Raw genomic sequence first — 18,686 nt, forward strand, 5'->3', positions numbered from 1 at the left:
TTTTTTACACAATAATGTCTCACTTTAGAGACATAAAACGCAATTTATGAAAGGAATAAAAGATTACGATGCGATCATCGTGGGAGGCAGTTATGCGGGCCTTTCCACGGCAATGATCCTGGGAAGGGCGTGTATGGAGGTGCTGGTCATAGACAGTGCGAACCCGTGTAACAGGCAGACTCCCTATTCTCATAACCTGATCACCCAGGACGGGGTTCCGCCGCAGGTGATCAGTAATAAGGCCCGGGAACAGGTGTTGAAGTATCCTACGGTAAGCCTGCATTACGATTGGGCTTGTGAAGTACATAAGGAAGAAAACGGGTTTTCGGTTACCACGGAACAGGGAAATGTTTACCGGGGCAACAAGCTTGTTTTTGCGACGGGAATAAGGGATATTATGCCCCGTATTCCTGGATTTTCGGCCTGTTGGGGTATTTCCGTAATCCACTGTCCGTTCTGTCACGGATACGAGTACAAGGGTATGGATACGGGATTGATGATCAGCAATGACCACGGAGCGGAACACGCGGTTTTTATCAATCACTGGGCAGGAAAGCTCACGGTTTTTCCGGCTGAAGGGTATTCGGTAACGGCAGCACACCGCGAATTGCTGTCACGGCATGATATACGGGTAGAAGACAGGGCGGTCGAACGGTTATTGCACGAAGAAGGCAGATTACAGGCCGTACTGTTTTCGGATGGCGGAAGGCTCGATATCAGTGCGCTGTATGCGGCTTTACCTTTTGAACAGCACAGTGCCCTTCCGGAAACCCTGGGGTGTGAGCTGTCTGAAAACGGATATATTGAGGTTGACGGGTTCGGACAGACCAGTGTGGACGGTGTTTTTGCAGTGGGTGACAACTGTTCACCCATGAGATCGGTATCGGGTGCCATTGCTGCGGGGACCAGGGCCGGAGCCATGATCAGCCGGCAACTTATTCTCAAGGAGGATTAGGGGTTAGCCTTATCAGGCAGTTGCGGGGTCATTGGAAGCGGATGGGATCACATCGGGGAAGTACCTTGGAAAGACAAGCCCCGGGTTGATTTTATTTTTCCAATGGTCTTTTATTATATCTTTGCCCCATGGGTATGGAATTTTCTTTTATAGTTCCGGTGTATAACAGGCCGGATGAGGTGGCGGAGCTGCTGGAGAGCATGGCCTGCCTGGATTATGAAAGGTCCTTTGAAGTGGTCATTGTGGAGGACGGCTCCGGGATATCGTCTGAAGAGGTTGTAAAACGGTATTCCGGAAAACTGAGCATCTCCTATTTCTACAAGGAGAATACAGGTCCCGGGGATTCCCGAAATTACGGCATGCAGAAAGCTTCGGGGAATTATTTCCTCATTCTGGATTCCGATTGTATTCTCCCTCCGCACTACCTTTCGGAAGTACACCGCGAACTGGCTGAAAACTTTGTGCATTGTTTCGGAGGGCCCGATACTGCTCATCTTTCCTTTTCTCCCTTGCAAAAGGCCATAAACTATGCCATGACTTCGACGCTTACCACTGGAGGAATAAGGGGGAAGAAGAATGCCGTAGGAAAATTTCAGCCCCGAAGCTTTAATATGGGGATTTCCCGTGAGGCTTTCCTTCGGACCGGCGGCTTCGGAAAAATACATCCCGGGGAAGATCCTGATCTCACCATCCGCCTTTGGGCAGCAGGTTATGAAACGCGTTTTTTTGAGCGGGCATACGTATATCACAAAAGGCGCATATCCTGGAAAAAATTCTATACACAGGTATACAAGTTCGGAATGACCAGGCCCATACTCAACCGCTGGCATCCGCAAACGGAAAAGCCGGTATACTGGCTTCCGGCATTTTTTCTGGCAGGGTTTCTGTTCAGCCTGTTGATGTGCCTGGCGGGAAACATATTTTTTATTAAATTATACCTTATATATTTTATAGTGATATTTTTCGACTCGTGGTATAGCAGCGGTGGGATAAAGATCGCGCTGATGTCGGTTTTTGCCGTTCTCGTACAATTTTCCGGGTACGGATACGGTTTTATAAAGAGTACGTTTTATATAAAGATACTGAAGAAGGTCCCGGAAAGGGTATTTCCCGAATTATTTTTTGAATAATTGATGAAAGAGCGCAGCAAACGAAATAAACCAAAGATCAGAAAGAGCGGAAAAGCTTCGCTGTTCATGTTCTTTTTCTTCTTCTCTTTTGTACTGTGGTTTCTCATAAAACTGCCTAACAGGTATACGACCTCCGTAACTTTAAAAGCGCACTATTCGGGGGTCCCGGAAGATAAACTCCTGATAAAACCACAGAAGAGTATCAAAGTGGCTGTCAATGCAAAGGGTTTCCGGCTGTTCGGGCTCAAGTATTTTGGTGAAAATGTCAATATCGACCTTTCCGGCATAAGAAAAAGGGGGGAGGATTATTTTCTGCTCGCTGCCGATATCCAGGGGCAGTTAAGGGCCGCCCTTCCGTCGGAAGTGAATGTATTGCAGGTAGCGGCAGATACCCTGTTTTTCAATCTCGCAAGGAATATTACCAGGGATATTCCGGTACGACTGAAAGCTAATTTATCCTTTGCCCGGGATTACCGGGTATACGACAGTCTGGTGCTGTCTCCGAAACGTGTAAAGGTGTATGGCCCTGACGTGGAAGTGAACCGGATAGATACCCTTTATACTTCTGAATTGGTGTTGAAGAATATAGATGCGGATATCGACCGGAAAATCCCTCTGGCCATACCCGAAGAGTTCCGCCATTTGCGTTTCGAGCACAGGGAAGTGCAACTGAGTGCCAGGGTAGCCCGTTTTTCCGAACGCCGGATTATCGTACCTGTTACGGTGACCAATGTACCGGAAAGTGTGGAAGTAAAAACATTTCCTTCCGAAATCGAAATTCGTTGCGAAGGTCCGCTCAGAGACCTGTCGGGGGTACACCCCTCGGATTTTATCGTCGCGGGGAATTACGACAGTATTGTGTCGGACAGTACCAGTTACCTGGTGCTGAAAGTATTGAAAATGCCGGATGCCGTGACGAGTATAAGCCTGTCGCAATGGGAGGTGGATATCCTCAAGCAGGACAATACCGCGCAGCAGCCGGGAAAAGGGCAGTAGCCGGAAAGATGGTCCGGGGGTATACAATCTCCGGGAAAATCTTGTGAGAGAAGCAGAAAGTTGTTAAATTGATGGATGGTTGTTAGGTTATTAGGTTTTATTGCGTCTTGACTCAATAACCTAATAACTTAGTAACTCAGTAACCAAAGGATAAGTAACAATGGAATTGCAGGCCTGCCTGCGAAGTCAGGGTTGCCTTTAACTTGATAATAAATGATCGTAGTAGGATTAACTGGGGGTATCGGTAGTGGAAAGTCTACAGTTGCACGTATGTTTTCGGAGTTGGGGGTGCCTGTTTATATTTCCGATATCGAAGCCGGGAAATTGATGCGGACCGCTCCGGAAATCAGGACGGCCATAGTAGCACTGCTGGGGGAGAAAGCCTATACACCCGGTGGCCCGGATAACGCGTATATTGCAGGAAAGGTATTTAGCGACAGGGCATTGCTCGGCAGGCTGAACGGTATTATTCACCCGGCGGTAGCAGCACATTTCAGGGGGTGGTATGCCAGGCAGCATGCACCCTATGTCATAAAGGAAGCTGCCGTGCTTTTTGAAAGCGGTGGTAATAAGGAATGCGATGCCGTGGTTATGGTTACGGCACCGGAAGAAACCAGGATAAAAAGAGTGATGCAACGCGATACCGTAAGCAGGGAAGATGTTCTCCGGCGTATAGCTAATCAATGGGATGAAAAGCGGAAGGAAGCCCTTTCCGATTATGTCATTGTCAATACCGACCTGGAAAAAACCGAAAGGCAGGTCAGGGAGTTACACCCTGTTTTATCAAACCTTGAAGCGTCCCGTTAAATATCGTTTATTTTTGTTAAGGTTTGGTTAAAGGCTGGACAAACTGTATATTAAACCCTTAATTTTGCTTTAATGAGCAAGAAATTATTCGTTCTGCTGGTAGCGTTGATGAGCTTATCCCTGATTGGTATTATTTTTGTTCAGGGATATTGGATAAAGACTGCCGTAGATGATAAGGAGGAACAATTCTCTACGAGTATCGTACAGATACTGAGGTCGGTTGCAGACAAGATCGAAAGAAGGGAGATAGAGGATTACTCCAACAGATACCTGCAACTTGTAGACAGTATAGGTAAGTTTAAGGAAGCTGAACTCCGGCAGATTTTGTTTATAGACAGAAACGAGGAAAATAACGAGACATTTATTTACTCTCACGGTGTTTTAGAAGAGGATTACGGGATATCTTCTACGTTCTTTGATAGCGAATCGGATTCTATTCCTATTAAAAATTTTAACAGTAAACGAAGCACAATCATTTACGAAGAAGGGATAGATATCGATGGAAAAAAGACGTATACCCCTTCCGAAAGGATAGAAAAGATAGGGGGAATGACGGCTATTGACAAGGCGCAGTTCGAAACCTATTTTCAGCATTATGCCAAACGCAAGCCTATAAGTGAAAGAGTGTCTGACCAGGAAATCCAGCTGCTTTTGCAAAGGGAGCTTTCCGAGGCCGGGATTGATTTGGACTTTGAGTATGGTGTGTATGGCAACGATCTGGCCACCAAGGTAAGGTCAAGGGGTTTTGAACTGAGTGAGAGTACCAGGTATAAGGTTCCTATTTTCCTGGATGAGGAAGGCAAAACCGATTTTGCCCTGCTGGTGACATTTCCCCAGAAAAAGAAATTCCTCGTCTCCAGTATCATGGGAATGGCCCTGTTATCCATTATCTTCACGCTGATTATAGTTATAGCGTATTCCGGAGCCATTCACCAGCTGCTCCGTCAGAAACAGATCTCCGAAATAAAAACGGATTTCATCAATAATATGACGCACGAGTTCAAGACTCCGATTGCCACGATCAATCTCGCCCTGGATGCCATCCGGAACCCCAAGGTTCTTGAAAATAACGACAAGGTCAGCCAGTACCTGCAAATGATCAGGGATGAGAATAAAAGAATGCATGCGCAGGTAGAAAATGTATTGCGCATATCAAAACTGGAGAAAAACCAGCTGGAGATCAGTAAAAACAATGTGGACATTCACGACATTATCGAAGAAGCCATAGCACACGTATCTCTTATGGTGGAAAACCGGGGAGGGGAGATCCGTACAGATTTTAAGGCCGATCGCAGTGAGGTGCTGGCCAATGAATTCCATTTTACCAATGTGCTGGTCAATATTCTGGACAATGCCATAAAATACTCTCCTGATTCGCCCCGGATCGATGTACATACCGAAACGGTAAAAAACAATATAGTGATCAGGATACAGGATCAGGGGATGGGAATGAGCAAGGCTGTACTCAAGAGGATATTTGAAAAATTTTACCGGGAACATACCGGGAACATCCACAATGTAAAAGGACACGGACTGGGACTGGCGTATGTGAAGAATGTCGTGGAGGATCACCAGGGAATGGTGTATGTGGAAAGTGAAAAAGATAAAGGAAGTACCTTTTTTATAAAGTTACCTTTAATATAAAAATTATGGAAGCAGTAAATAAGAAAATCTTGTTGGTTGAAGACGATCCCAATTTCGGGATTGTTCTTAAGGATTATTTAGCGCTAAACAATTTTGATGTGGTTTTAGCAAAAAACGGAATGGAGGGGTTTGAAAAGTTTCGCAAGGAAAGTTTTGATCTTTGTATTCTCGATGTCATGATGCCTTATAAGGACGGGTTTACCCTGGCTAAGGAAATAAGGGAAAAAAACGAACATATCCCGATCATATTCCTCACCGCAAAGACCATGAAGGAGGATGTCCTGAAAGGATACAAGGCCGGGGCCGATGACTACCTGAACAAACCTTTTGACTCGGAGGTCCTGCTCTTCAAGATAAAGGCAATCCTTCAGCGTAAGGCCAACGGTGGTAATGCCGACAGTAACCAGTTCGAATTCCAGATAGGTAAATTCCACCTGAATTCCAAGCTGCGTTTTCTCACTTACGGAGAGGAAGAACCCATCAAGCTGTCGCCCAAGGAAAATGAATTGTTACGCCTGCTGGCCCTGCACGAAAACGATCTGATGCCGAGGGAACTTGCGCTTACCAAGATATGGAGGGATGATAACTATTTTACTTCCAGGAGTATGGACGTGTATATTGCCAAACTGAGGAAATACCTCAAGAGAGATGAAGACGTGGAAATCCTCAATATTCATGGTGAAGGGTTCCGGCTTGTGGTCAAGAGTGAAGCCGAGTAGCAATAAATAACCCGATCATAAAATAATTATCCGAAAGGAATAAAGCCCGCTGTCATACGGGCTTTATTGCATTTTGACAGGCTCTCCACAGGGCATCTCCTTCGGGCGGGGGGGCAACAATGGTAATTTTTTCTTTCTTTACGGGGTGTATAAAGGTAAGTGAACGCGCGTGCAGGTGTATGCTGCCATCCCGGTTACTCCGGTCATGGCCGTATTTGAGATCCCCCTTAACAGGCGATCCTATGGCCGATAGCTGTGCCCTGATCTGGTGATGCCTCCCGGTATGCAGGTCTATTTCCAGCAGAAAATAACGATCCAGTTTTTTGATAACCCGATAATTCAGGGAAGCTTTCTTCGCTTCCTCTACCTTTTTGGGATATGCATACGAACGGTTTTGTTTCTGGTTGCGTTTTAACCAGTGCTCAAGCAGTCCCTCCGGAGGAGAGGGGCATTTCTGAACGATGGCCCAGTAAGTTTTTCGGGCCTCTTTTTCGGCAAAGAGCCTGTTCAGGCGCGGAAGGGCCTTCGAAGTCTTTGCAAAGACAACGATACCACTCGTAGGGCGATCCAGGCGGTGTACCACCCCGAGGAACACATTACCCGGTTTGTCGTACTTGTACCTGATATATTCCTTAACCACTTCACTGAGCGGCTTGTCTCCCGTTTTGTCCCCCTGTACAATATCCCCCGGCCTCTTGTTTACGACAATGATGTGATTGTCTTCATAAAGCACCATAATATTGTTCCGGTCTGAACGTATACTCATAATCCCTGTTTGTTAATTAGTCAATTAGCCAATTAGCCAATTAGTCAATTAGTCAATTAGTCAATTAGCCAATGTGCCAATTAGTCAATTAGCCAATTGGTCAATTATCACATTGGCACATTATCACATTAATACTGTTCGTCATCATTGGGAAAATCGCTGTTCTTTACATCGTCAACGTATTGAGAGATGGCATTTGTCATATCTTCGTACAGGTTCATATAACGGCGGAGGAAGCGCGGGCTGAACTCATAGGTCATGCCCAGCAGGTCGTGAAGTACCAGTACCTGTCCGTCTACGCCGTTTCCGGCGCCGATACCGATAACCGGGATGGAGACATTTTCGGCCACTTTCCGGGCCAGTGTGGCGGGGATCTTTTCAAGTACAATGGCAAAACATCCCATTTTTTCCAGGAAAATGGCATCCTCCAGGAGCTTCTCCGCTTCCTGCTCTTCCCTGGCCCTTACCGTATAAGACCCGAATTTATAGATGGATTGCGGGGTAAGCCCGAGATGTCCCATCACCGGGATTCCCGCATGGAGGATTTTTTTGACCGATTCCTTTATTTCCTTTCCCCCTTCGATCTTGACCCCGTGAGCGCCGCTTTCCTTCATGATGCGGATGGCGGAGCGCAGGGCTTCCTTGGGATCGGACTGGTAACTTCCGAACGGCAGGTCTACCACGACAAGGGCCCGTTTTACCGCCCTTATCACCGAAGAGGCATGATAGATCATCTGGTCGAGGGTTATGGGAAGGGTGGTTTCGTGCCCGGCCATGACATTACTGGCAGAATCTCCCACCAGGATGACATCTATCCCGGCACCGTCCACTATATGGGCCATGGAGTAATCGTAGGCGGTGAGCATACTTATTTTTTCACCGTTTCCTTTCATTTCGGAAAGCGATTTTACCGTCACTCTCCTGTATTCTTTTTTTGCAACCGACATGCTATGTTATTTATGTTAGTATTAGCAGCTTCTGATAATATGCCGTAAAAATACTAAATTGTGTGCTTCCCACCGGTAAGCTGATGAGGAATTCCGGACGTGCCTGCCCGGAACCATCTCATGGAAATCGGGTATTTTTTGATATTTTATTTTCCAAAATTAGGCCTTTCCCGGGAACAGCCCTTATTTTGCGGAGATAATGTGGTAATTAGTCAATTAGCCAATGTGCCAATTAGTCAATTAGCCAATTGGTCAATTATCACATTATCACATTGGCACATTATCACATTGATAAACATGAAAAAACATATTGTTACAGCAGTCATTCTGACGGTGCTTTCCCTGGTCTCCGGATACGGGCAGTACACCGTAGAAAGTGTTCCCAGCCCGAAAGCGGGGGGGCAGGACTATTTTGTGAGTAACCCCGACGGGATATTGAATGCCGTTGCCGAAGATTCCATAAATTCCATAGCTGTAGCCATTGAGCGGAAAACTACCGCAGAGGTGGCGGTGGTGGTCATCGATGATTTTGTGGGACAGGACGATTTTCAGTTTGCTTTCGAACTGTTTGAAAGCTGGAAGATCGGGAAAAAGGAAAAGGATAACGGATTATTGCTGTTAGTGGCCAGGGAGCGAAGGAATTACCGGTTTATTACCGGGTATGGTATGGAAGCGGTGCTTCCCGATGCCATACTTAAACGCATCGGGGAGGTATATATGGTCCCCTCCTTTAAGGCAGGTAATTATGGCGAGGGGGTATTAAAGGCCATGAATGTTATCAGGGACATCACCCTGTCTCCCGGGAAGGCCGATGAAATAAGGGCAGCACTGAAAGGCCCTACATTCCTGGACCGGTATGGGCAGAAACTGCTGTATGCGGCGATCATTATCGCTGTTATCTTCCTTGTCATGAAATATATGGACCGTATTATCTCGGGATCGGTAAAGCGCGGGACAAAGGTCAGAAAGGGGGTAAAGGAATTCATGAATGCCCTGGGAGGCGGGTGCGGTTGTTTCTTTTTCCTTGTTTTTGCCGCCATTTTCGGACTGGGATTCAGCGGGTATCATCCTGCCGTACTGTTCCGTCCAGCATTGATCCCGTGGTATGCTGTTGTTTTCGGTAGTATCATTGTGTTCTTTAAATATCAAAGGGGCAATGAGCTGGTATCCAAATCGTTCAGGGATGAAAAAAACAAGTTGGAAGCCCTGGGGCGGTACCACCGGAGCATGGCGCTGCCCCTGCTGCTATCCCCCCTGGCTTTTTTTATGGTATTGCGGTTCCGGGGAAAGAGGAAAAAGATGAAGGAGCGTTTTCTGCCCCCGGATAACAGCGGGGCGTGGAGCCGGATGGACCGGGACAAACTGAAGAAATCTACCGATCTGCTGAGCGGCGGACAGCTCAAGGAGGAGTGGGCGTTATCGCGGAGCTACGAAATATGGAAGCACCGGGATACCGGAGAGGTCAGGGCTGTGAGCTGGCCCGGGCCCCGTTTCCGGAAATATGCCGACTGCCAGTCATGCGGGTTCAGGACGCTGGGGCAGGAAACGGTAAAGACGATTACCTCGGCGACCTACGACCGGGAAGGCAGGGGAAAGCGTATCCGGAAATGTGTGAACTGTAATCATGTGGAAGACCTGGGGATAAAGATACTTCCCCGTAAACAGCGGAGTTCATCGTCTTCGGGCGGAGGGTTTGGGGGGAGTTCTTCTTCCTCTTCCGGTGGAAGTTTCGGTGGAGGGAGCAGTGGCGGTGGCGGAGCCGGCGGAAGCTGGTAACCGTTTTCAGGTCAGCAGTCGGAAAGAAAGACCCCTACTGCCAGTCCGCCTTCGGAGGTCTCCTTGTATTTTGAATTCATGTCCCTGGCCGTTTCCCACATGGTCTGTACTACCTTGTCGAGAGGCACCTTGGCATCGAGAGGATCGCTATCCATGGCGAGTTCTGCGGCATTAATGGCCTTGATGGCCCCCATGGCATTGCGTTCTATACAAGGCACCTGTACGAGTCCGCCTATCGGGTCGCAGGTAAGCCCGAGATGGTGTTCCATAGCTATTTCCGCTGCCATGAGAACCTGTTCGGTAGTACCTCCGGAGAGGGCTGCAAGCCCTGCAGCAGCCATGGCCGAAGATACCCCGATCTCTGCCTGGCAGCCCCCCATTGCCGCCGATATGGTGGCGTTTCTCTTGAAAATACTGCCTATGACCCCGGCCACAAGCAGGAACCGTTTTATCTGTTCGAACCCTGCCTTGTGATTCTCGATCACCATATAGTACATCAGTACAGCCGGTACTACCCCGGCACTGCCGTTCGTGGGGGCGGTAACCACCCTTCCGAGGGAAGCGTTTACCTCATTGACGCTAAGCGCAAAACAACTGACCCACTTGAAGATCTGCCGGAACCTTACCCGGGTCTTCCGTATGGCCTGCAACCATTCTTCCGGGTTGTGGTAGGGAAGTGTTCCCATTAATTTCCGGTGCAGCTCATAAGCACGCCGCCTTACCTGTAACCCTCCCGGAAGGATGCCCTCGGTATGACATCCCGTATACATACACTCCAGCATGGTGTTCCATACCCTTTGGAGTTCCGTGTCGATATCTTCCGCCGTTCTGAGCGATCGTTCATTTTCATATACGATATCCCATATATTCCTGTTTTCCCTTTTACAGTAATCCTGTAACTGGGCGGCGTTTTCCACGGGGTAGGGAAACTGTTTGAACGCTTTCCTGTTCTCCCTGGCCGAAAGCCTTTCCTCCCTCACGACAAAGCCGCCGCCTATGGAATAGTAGGTCTCACTGCTGGTACTCCCGTCTGAGGTAGTGGCTGTAAAACGTATGGCATTGGCGTGGAACGGAAGGAATTCCCTGTGAAAAACAATGTCTGCCTTAAAGTCGAAAGCAATGCGCCGTGTATTGCCGAAGTGCAGTGTTTTATGAGTTTTGACTTCATTTACGATCCCGGGGATATCCTCTACAGGGACGTATTCCGGGTCTTTTCCCGAGAGCCCGAGTACCACGGCGAGGTCGGTGGCATGGCCTTTCCCGGTGAGTGACAGCGAGCCGTACAGGGCTACATGTACATGCTTTACCTTCTCAAAGACATGTTGCGATCTCAGTTCGCCGATCCATAGTTCCGCAGCTCTCCACGGTCCGAGAGTATGCGAACTGGATGGCCCGATCCCTATCTTTAACATATCGAAAACACTAATGCATTCCATAATAACAGTCGGTTTAATCGCCCTCCGGAAATATCCGGGATACAGGACCGGTTGTGTCAAAAACCAAATTTCGGCAATGGTATTGTTATATAAATCACATTATTGAAGAGCAAATATAATCGAATACTTCAGATTCCCGAATTTCCCCGACCAATTTTATGCAGCCCTGAAACATCCTTGTAACCGCATAGGTGCCGGAGCCTGCGGCGATTGTCCTGTTTAAAGGGTGAGTCAGGGTAACAGGAGCCGCTGAAACCGGGGGTTCCGGTCAAAATGACAGTAATATTCTGCAATATGGCAGTAAAACCCGGACGGTATTTTTTTGGCATAGTCATTGACTGATGATATAGCAAAACGTAAAATATCTTAAAAATTTAAAATAAGAACACACTGTTATGAGTAAAATTATTGGAATCGATTTAGGTACTACCAACTCCTGCGTTTCCGTAATGGAGGGAAACGAACCGGTAGTCATACCTAATGCCGAAGGAAAGCGAACAACTCCTTCCGTGATTGCATTTGTGGAAGGCGGAGAGATAAAGGTGGGAGACCCGGCGAAGCGTCAGGCAGTGACCAACCCTCATAAGACCATTTATTCCATAAAGCGTTTTATGGGGAACAAGTTTTCGGAGTCTGAAAAAGAAGTGGGCAGGGTACCCTATAAGGTAGTAAAAGGAGATAACGACACCCCCCGTGTGGATATAGACGGACGTTTATATACCCCGCAGGAACTGTCGGCCATGATCCTTCAGAAAATGAAAAAGACTGCCGAGGACTATCTCGGGCAGGAAATATCGGAAGCCGTGGTTACGGTTCCCGCATATTTTAACGATGCACAGCGGCAGGCTACCAAGGAAGCCGGGGAAATAGCCGGGCTTAAGGTACAGCGTATTATAAACGAGCCTACGGCAGCGGCACTGGCTTACGGACTGGACAAGTCTAACAAGGACCAGAAGATCGCCGTATACGACCTCGGGGGAGGTACTTTTGATATCTCCATCCTGGAACTGGGCGACGGTGTATTCGAAGTACTGTCTACCAACGGGGATACTCACCTGGGAGGGGATGACTTCGACGAGGTGATCATCAACTGGCTGGCAGATGAATTTAACAAGGAGGAGCAGGTGGATCTCCGCAAAGACCCTATGGCATTACAGCGTTTGAAAGAGGCGTCGGAAAAGGCCAAGATAGAGCTTTCCTCTTCTACGCAGACCGAAATAAACCTGCCTTATGTTACGGCTACGGCTTCAGGGCCCAAACACCTGGTGAAGACCCTTACAAGAGCCAAGTTCGAGCAACTGGCAGACGAGCTGGTAAAAAGGTCTATGCTACCCTGTGAAAAAGCACTGAAGGACGCCGGGATCTCAAAATCCGATATAGACGAGGTCATCCTTGTAGGAGGGTCTACACGTATTCCCAAAATACAGGAAGAAGTAGAGAAATTCTTCGGGAAGAAACCTTCCAAGGGGGTAAACCCCGACGAGGTAGTTGCCATCGGGGCAGCCATTCAGGGAGGGGTACTTACCGGGGATGTCAAGGATGTATTGCTCCTGGACGTGACCCCGCTGTCTCTCGGTATCGAGACTATGGGAGGGGTAATGACCAAGCTTATCGAGTCGAACACGACCATCCCTACCAAGAAGTCGCAGGTATTCTCTACAGCGGCAGACAACCAGCCTTCTGTGGAGATCCATGTGCTTCAGGGAGAAAGGCCGATGGCCAATGACAACAAGACCATAGGACGTTTCCACCTCGACGGTATACCACCCTCTCCGAGGGGGGTGCCGCAGATAGAGGTTACTTTTGACATCGATGCCAACGGTATCATCAAGGTATCCGCTACGGACAAGGCCACAGGAAAGTCACAGGACATCCGTATAGAAGCTTCTTCCGGGCTTACCGAAGAGGAAATAGAAAAGATGAAAAAAGAGGCGGAGGCCAATGCCGAAGCCGATAAGAAGGCCAAGGAAAAGGTTGACAAGCTCAACGAGGCCGACGGAATGATCTTCCAGACGGAAAAGCAACTGAAGGAATTCGGCGACAAGCTGTCTGATGACAAGAAAAAACCGATCGAAGACGCTTTGGAAGAACTCAAGAAAGCTTATGAAAGCAAGGATATAGCGGTTATCGAACCCGCCCTTGCCAAGCTCAATGAATCCTGGAAAACCGCCAGTGAGGAGATGTATAAGGCCCAGGCCGAGGCACAGCAGAACGGTGGAGCCCAGGCCGGAGCCGATACAGCCGATGCTTCTGCTTCCGGAAATGACAAGCAGGAAGGCGATGATGTACAGGATGTAGACTTTGAGGAAGTGAAATAAGAATGTTTTTCTCAGTATATTGTAAAAATCCGCTCCGGTAAATCGGGGCGGATTTTTTTATTGGCCAGGTATCGTTTTATCCCCGGTTAAAATGCCATAAAATACCTTCCGGAGGGTATTTTATGGCATTTTATATTTATTGAAATTGCACCGGGCTTACTTCCGGACTAAAAACGTAATAAATGGCATATTATGAATACACTTTACCTGAGATTATTATTGTCTGGTTGTTTTTCTGTTGTTGTTGTGGGATGCAGTATGGGGGTGGCGACGATCTCTTCTTCCGGGCAGTTGACAACCGTCAGCCGGGAAGAATTTGACGAACAACAGGCCGAACAAGCAAAAAAAAGAGGACCGGACATGTACCGGCAACTTATACCCACAGCGCACCGGGAAATTTGGAATACCAATTATTTCAAGGGAAGCAGCCTTGAAAATATTGACCGTAATTCGATAGATTATAATTCTTTGACATCACAGCATATAAACCGGCTTTCAGAAAACCCCACGGAGGGTACCATTGATATAAAATATAGGCGTAGTTCCTTATATACCCTGATGATAGCCGATTTGTCGGATGAATATCTTCATTACCAGACAAGGTATATTTTCGGGAGTAGCAGATTGCCGGAAAAGTTTAACGATCACAATATCGGCCCCTACCAGGTCCCCGGAAAAGCGGGAGATCCTGGCCAGGCTGAACATATCGGTAATTACCTGAACAGTAATAAGGTAGCAAAGCAATTGGTAGCCCGATGGTTTAACAGGGGGGGTGACGGGGGCTTTAATATGAACCTGGTGGCCCGTAGAGGAGAATATAATGCCTCCGACCTGAATATAAAAGTAGCCTTGCACAGTTCCCGGGGGAAAGCCATGCTGAAAGATGCCGGGGAAGAACTGATCGGCAATACCTTCGTGGTAGTATATGATTTTGAAAATATTAATAATGACAGGAAGGTAGCCCTCTTTAGATATTCCTTGAAATCCAGTATTACTACCAGGGCCTATTTGTACCGGCTGGTATGGAATGATGCTGTTGCTGCTGTTTTTTATAACGATTACTGGATGGATAAAAACGATATCGATCCTTCCAGAAAAGCCGCTTTTGATGCGTCGGATATTTTTAAACTCGAATATATCGGAAGTGTGGTTGTAGACGAAAATTCGAATACCGGAATAGTAAAACACAGCAAAGAGCAATTAAAAATATTGGAAAAGGAGACCCTCGACTGGAATGAGGTCAGTCTTATCCAAGACGATGCGGTTATAAAAAAGGCCCTTAATGTCTGCCTTAATGAACTGGAGCGGAAATATGAGGAATTCCGTACCAAGTTTCCCCTTTTCAGCGGCGATCCTATCGCGGCTAAGGTAGGGACCAAGGAAGGGATCAAGGCAGGGGACAGGTTTGAAGTACTCGAACAATTACTGCATGAAGACGGGGCAACCGGATACCGGAGAGTAGGCATTATTAAGGTAGCGGAAGAAGAAGATATCTGGAACAATACTACCCAGGGAGACTGGTTCGGAGAATCGTCTGAATCGGAATATACCATTTTCCAGGGGGCGAAAGGAAAATACGAATCAGGGATGTTGATTAGGCAGATAGACTAAATGAAAAAAAGAATTACATTGGTGAGTATTTATTTTATACTGTTTTCGGCTTTTGGCCAACAGACACCCACGGTAGAAGAAATTTATGCCAAATATATAATGGCCATAGGAGGGAACGAAAAGTTGGCAAACATCGTAAATAAAGTGGATGTAAGTGCTGTTTTTTCAGAATACACTATTATGGGAGCGGTCGAAAACCAAGGGACGACAAAGCAGGAAATTATTAATTTCCGGGATTATGCCAACGTGCAGTCTGCTACCATTCTCAAACAGTTTCCCTCCGCTTTGGCCGGGGATAAAATAAGTTTTTCGAGATATCTTACCGCTAATGGTAAAACCACCATACTGTTCCCCGATGGGAAAAAACAGGTGATGGCGAGTACTACTTATAATCGTTACCAGGAACAACCCTTTCCGGAAACCGTAGCTCCTCCGGGAGGTAAGGTGCTGCCCAATGAAACTTTGAACGGCAAGGAAGTATATGTAGTGAATTATCAGCAAAACATAACCGGTAGCGAATTCAATTGTTATGCCTATTTTGAAACCGATTCAGGCCTTTTGGTGGCCTCTAAGCTAATTGACAAAAAGGAAAGTTTCGGAAGTACTAATACCACGATTAGTGTAAATAACTACGAAGATTACAAGGAAATTGGGGGTATACTGATTCCCTACAAAATTAAGACGGAACAAAAAACGGAAACAACGGGTGCCGTAAGCATGACTTCTGTCACCAAAATGCAAACAGAAGTTATTACCATAACGTTTAACATAGATCCCGAAGACTTTAAACAAAACTGTTTTCAGAGACCGGAAGAATGTTTTGCGGGATATATGAACGATTAAATCAGACACCGTCAGGTTCGCCTGTAGAGTACTGCTACCATTTTTTGTTTGCTGTCAACCCTTTTTCTCCATATATTCCGTTGAATGGATAAGTTACATTTATTCGGTTTAGAGGAAAGTCAGTCCGATTCTGCGGTTTAATCCCTGCTCAAATATTCGGATCAATGTCGAAAGTTGGATGTTCCCTTTTCCGTTTTCAAGTTTGGAAATATAACTTTTCTTTGTACCTGCCTTTTCCGCCAATTGCTCTTGTGTCAGTTTTGCTTCTTTGCGTGCAGATTTCAGCATTTCGCTCACTATGAACATTTGTGCACCTTCTTCGTATTTGTTTCGGCTTTCCGTACCGATTTTTCCGTGTTCGAGTTCAATTAGTTCATCAAATGTCTTTATATTTTTCCATATTTATTATTTTTTTGTTAAAACCTGTCAACTTGTTTAATCAACTCGAAAACATATTGGATTTTCCCTTTTACTTTTTGGTCTTGTTTTTGGTAAAACTCAATAAAATGGTTTCCGTAAAAGAGGATCTTTCTGTTCATGAAACAAAGTTGTCTCAAAAGATAACAAACATTTTCCAAGTTTTTGATTGCTTTTTTGGCTCGACCCATAATATACACAACTACCGCGACCTGTTTGTTGGGTGATGTCAGGATTGGTAAACACACTCCAAACTTTGCTTAATGGTGCATTTATTTCAATGGTCGCTTCAAGGCAGCTGCATAAAACCTGCACCGATTTCTTGCAAAATACGACAAGGGCAATCCTATGGCAATAACCAATATAAACAATCCTTTTGTGGCATCTAACCACTGGAATTCGATTTTCGGAGCTCTGGTAATTGGCAGAACCAGCAGGTTCATTACGAGCCAAACAATCGTTCCATACAATATACCTTGCAGTACTACTGATCGTGCTACTTTTTTGAGAGTAGGATAGATAACGAAAAACAATGATGTCCAGAAAAAAGCAATAAGAAAATGGATTGCCAGCCCGAGCAAGGCAATAGTGTAAGACTGTTCAAACGCTTTGTTGCCCAGGAGTCCGCTTGCGATAAACAGCAAAACACGCATTGGCGAAATACCGGAACTGAACCACGCATTGACAAATGCCAAAAGTATGTCCAGACTTCCGGTTACGAAACCTGCTTTCAGGATTATAGCGGTGGTTTTATTCATTATTCAATGTATCGGGTTATTCAGGCAGTACTTAATAACTGAGTAACCTAATAACCAGTAAATGTCCGGGTCCGAAGTGGTTTAGTTACTGTTTTGAATTTTGTTTTTGTAAATATAAGAAACTGCCAAAACACCCAGGAAAACCAACGGCATAATCATATAGCCGATGTTTTTATCTACAAAAGCATGGCTGATAAACGCGAAAATCAAGGTAAATGAGAGTCCTGCATACGCCCATTCCTTAAGCATTTTCGGGGTTTTCGGATAAGTAATGGCTATTACGCCAAGCACTTTTGCAATCACCAATGAGTAAGCGAAATAGTCGGGATAGCCTAATGCCTTTGTCCCGAATGTCATATACTCGGGTGCAGAGATCCAGGTGCCGATTGGCATCACGGCTTCCCAAAGAGCAATGATAATGGTAGCCGTCCAGAAAATAATTTTGTTCCTTTTCATTCTACTGATTTTTTAAGGTTAATAAAAGTTCGTCCAAATTTCCAAGCGCCATTGTAAATCCGTCTTTAAAGCCCATTTCAATCATCTGCTCAATGTCTTCCAATTTGTCGTGCTTTAAGGTAATGTTGACCCGTGTGATACCGTTATTTTCCGTAAAATTATTGGTCCATAACGAACGTGGTTTTATGGTATTTTCCATTCCGTTTTCATCGCAAAAAGCATCTAACCAGGATAGCAATATATTGGTTTCAATAGCTTTGTAGTCTGCTTTGCACCACATTTTTTCATCTTGCGGACTGACCATTGCGTAAAGCCACATTCCGTCAACTCTCAAATCCAATTGTTTGGTTTCGATGTGATAAGGTTTCGGCGCCCACCATTGGTCTAATAACTCGGCTGTTGTCCATGCCTGCCAAACCAGTTCGGGGTTTGCATTAAATTCACGAGTGATGTGAATGGTGCTGGTTTCTTTGTTGACGGTAAAGTCGAATAATAATATCGGTTTCATATTTTTATTGTTTTATTTTTTAATTGCCATGAAGACACTAAGTTTTTTCGTTGTGCCTTCGTTTTTTTGTGGTTTTTCTAATTGTTGCAATTGTTATTTTATCAAGGTCGATAATAATTCGTCCAACTGTAAGAAATCTATCGTCATTCCCTGTTCAAATCCCGTTTCGATAATTTTTTCGAGGTCGGCAAGCGTATCGAATGTGAGCAACATCTCTACCTGCGTTTTGTTTTCTTTCGAGATAAAACTGTTTTCCCATAGATTTTGGGGAAATGCAAGATTCATCGTTCCGTTTTCATCGCAAAACCCGTCTTTTGATGTAAAAGATTTTTCTTGCACGATAGTGATATAATCTAATCTGTTCCAATGCTTTTCTCCTTCGGGGCTAACCATCGCATACAGCCAATGTCCGCCTTCCCGAAAATCCATTGTTTTGGTTTCGGCTCTCCACGGTTGTGGTCCCCACCATTGGTCGAGCAACTCGGCTGTTGTCCACGCCTGCCAAACCAATTCGAGGTTTGCGTTAAATTCACGAGTGATGTGAATGGTGCTGGTTTCTTTGTTGACGGTGAAGTCGAATAATAATGTCGTTTTCATAG

General features: G+C 46.0%; 18 protein-coding genes. 10 read left to right on the forward strand and 8 right to left on the reverse strand.

Annotation, left to right across the window (positions count from 1 at the left end; all coding sequences use genetic code 11):
* Window positions 1–46: 46 nt before the first annotated feature.
* The 6 genes from DN748_RS09325 to DN748_RS09350 all read left to right on the forward strand — a co-directional run bounded on the left by DN748_RS09325 (window position 47) and on the right by DN748_RS09350 (window position 6,251).
* A complete protein-coding gene (locus DN748_RS09325; protein WP_112371524.1) occupies window positions 47–955 on the forward strand; it encodes an NAD(P)/FAD-dependent oxidoreductase in 909 nt (302 codons plus the stop codon).
* Window positions 956–1,083: 128 nt separating this feature from the next.
* On the forward strand, window positions 1,084–2,085 hold the full coding sequence (locus DN748_RS09330; RefSeq protein WP_112371525.1) for a glycosyltransferase family 2 protein: 1,002 nt from the start codon (window positions 1,084–1,086) through the stop codon (window positions 2,083–2,085).
* Window positions 2,086–2,088: 3 nt separating this feature from the next.
* Window positions 2,089–3,081, forward strand: a complete 993-nt coding sequence (locus tag DN748_RS09335; protein WP_112371526.1) for a CdaR family protein — start codon at window positions 2,089–2,091, stop codon at window positions 3,079–3,081.
* A 213-nt stretch (window positions 3,082–3,294) separates the two neighbouring features.
* Entirely contained in the window at window positions 3,295–3,888 is a 594-nt protein-coding gene (coaE, locus tag DN748_RS09340; RefSeq protein WP_112371527.1) for a dephospho-CoA kinase, read from the forward strand.
* 72 nt (window positions 3,889–3,960) lie between these two features.
* Entirely contained in the window at window positions 3,961–5,532 is a 1,572-nt protein-coding gene (locus DN748_RS09345; RefSeq protein WP_112371528.1) for a sensor histidine kinase, read from the forward strand.
* 5 nt (window positions 5,533–5,537) lie between these two features.
* Complete coding sequence (locus DN748_RS09350) at window positions 5,538–6,251, forward strand: response regulator transcription factor (RefSeq protein WP_112371529.1); 714 nt, start codon at window positions 5,538–5,540, stop codon at window positions 6,249–6,251.
* A gap of 52 nt (window positions 6,252–6,303) precedes the next feature.
* Here DN748_RS09350 and DN748_RS09355 read toward each other — a convergent pair whose 3' ends face one another.
* Together DN748_RS09355 and panB are read right to left on the reverse strand one after the other, a co-directional pair.
* The gene (locus DN748_RS09355; RefSeq protein ID WP_112371530.1) at window positions 6,304–7,017 is read right to left on the reverse strand and encodes an RluA family pseudouridine synthase; all 714 of its coding nucleotides are present in this window, start codon (window positions 7,015–7,017) and stop codon (window positions 6,304–6,306) included.
* 128 nt (window positions 7,018–7,145) lie between these two features.
* A complete protein-coding gene (gene panB / locus DN748_RS09360; RefSeq protein WP_112371531.1) occupies window positions 7,146–7,964 on the reverse strand; it encodes a 3-methyl-2-oxobutanoate hydroxymethyltransferase in 819 nt (272 codons plus the stop codon).
* A 297-nt stretch (window positions 7,965–8,261) separates the two neighbouring features.
* Here panB and DN748_RS09365 point away from each other — a divergent pair, with 297 nt between their 5' ends.
* Window positions 8,262–9,740 (forward strand): TPM domain-containing protein, encoded by a 1,479-nt coding sequence (locus tag DN748_RS09365; protein WP_161554521.1) that lies wholly within the window; start codon window positions 8,262–8,264, stop codon window positions 9,738–9,740.
* A gap of 11 nt (window positions 9,741–9,751) precedes the next feature.
* On the opposite strand, the gene DN748_RS09370 is transcribed toward DN748_RS09365, so the two are convergent.
* Window positions 9,752–11,176, reverse strand: coding sequence for an L-serine ammonia-lyase (locus DN748_RS09370; RefSeq protein WP_112371533.1), 1,425 nt, complete (start codon window positions 11,174–11,176; stop codon window positions 9,752–9,754).
* A gap of 395 nt (window positions 11,177–11,571) precedes the next feature.
* Here DN748_RS09370 and dnaK point away from each other — a divergent pair, with 395 nt between their 5' ends.
* The 3 genes from dnaK to DN748_RS09385 all read left to right on the forward strand — a co-directional run bounded on the left by dnaK (window position 11,572) and on the right by DN748_RS09385 (window position 15,948).
* Window positions 11,572–13,494: a molecular chaperone DnaK gene (dnaK, locus tag DN748_RS09375; protein WP_112371534.1), complete on the forward strand. Its 1,923-nt coding sequence runs from the start codon at window positions 11,572–11,574 to the stop codon at window positions 13,492–13,494.
* 192 nt (window positions 13,495–13,686) lie between these two features.
* Entirely contained in the window at window positions 13,687–15,105 is a 1,419-nt protein-coding gene (locus DN748_RS09380) for a hypothetical protein (RefSeq protein ID WP_112371535.1), read from the forward strand.
* The gene (locus DN748_RS09385; RefSeq protein ID WP_112371536.1) at window positions 15,106–15,948 is read left to right on the forward strand and encodes a hypothetical protein; all 843 of its coding nucleotides are present in this window, start codon (window positions 15,106–15,108) and stop codon (window positions 15,946–15,948) included.
* Window positions 15,949–16,056: 108 nt separating this feature from the next.
* Here DN748_RS09385 and DN748_RS19420 read toward each other — a convergent pair whose 3' ends face one another.
* The 5 genes from DN748_RS19420 to DN748_RS09415 form a co-directional block, all read right to left on the reverse strand.
* Window positions 16,057–16,254: a helix-turn-helix domain-containing protein gene (locus tag DN748_RS19420; RefSeq protein ID WP_410528309.1), complete on the reverse strand. Its 198-nt coding sequence runs from the start codon at window positions 16,252–16,254 to the stop codon at window positions 16,057–16,059.
* A gap of 383 nt (window positions 16,255–16,637) precedes the next feature.
* The gene (locus DN748_RS09400; RefSeq protein WP_112371538.1) at window positions 16,638–17,123 is read right to left on the reverse strand and encodes a hypothetical protein; all 486 of its coding nucleotides are present in this window, start codon (window positions 17,121–17,123) and stop codon (window positions 16,638–16,640) included.
* Window positions 17,124–17,204: 81 nt separating this feature from the next.
* Window positions 17,205–17,579, reverse strand: coding sequence for a DoxX family protein (locus tag DN748_RS09405; RefSeq protein WP_112371539.1), 375 nt, complete (start codon window positions 17,577–17,579; stop codon window positions 17,205–17,207).
* 1 nt (window position 17,580) lies between these two features.
* Window positions 17,581–18,087 (reverse strand): SRPBCC family protein, encoded by a 507-nt coding sequence (locus DN748_RS09410; protein WP_112371540.1) that lies wholly within the window; start codon window positions 18,085–18,087, stop codon window positions 17,581–17,583.
* A gap of 93 nt (window positions 18,088–18,180) precedes the next feature.
* The gene (locus DN748_RS09415) at window positions 18,181–18,684 is read right to left on the reverse strand and encodes an SRPBCC family protein (protein ID WP_112371541.1); all 504 of its coding nucleotides are present in this window, start codon (window positions 18,682–18,684) and stop codon (window positions 18,181–18,183) included.
* Between the last annotated feature and the right edge of the window lie 2 nt (window positions 18,685–18,686).

Source organism: Sinomicrobium soli (assembly GCF_003285545.1).
GTDB lineage: Bacteria > Bacteroidota > Bacteroidia > Flavobacteriales > Flavobacteriaceae > Sinomicrobium.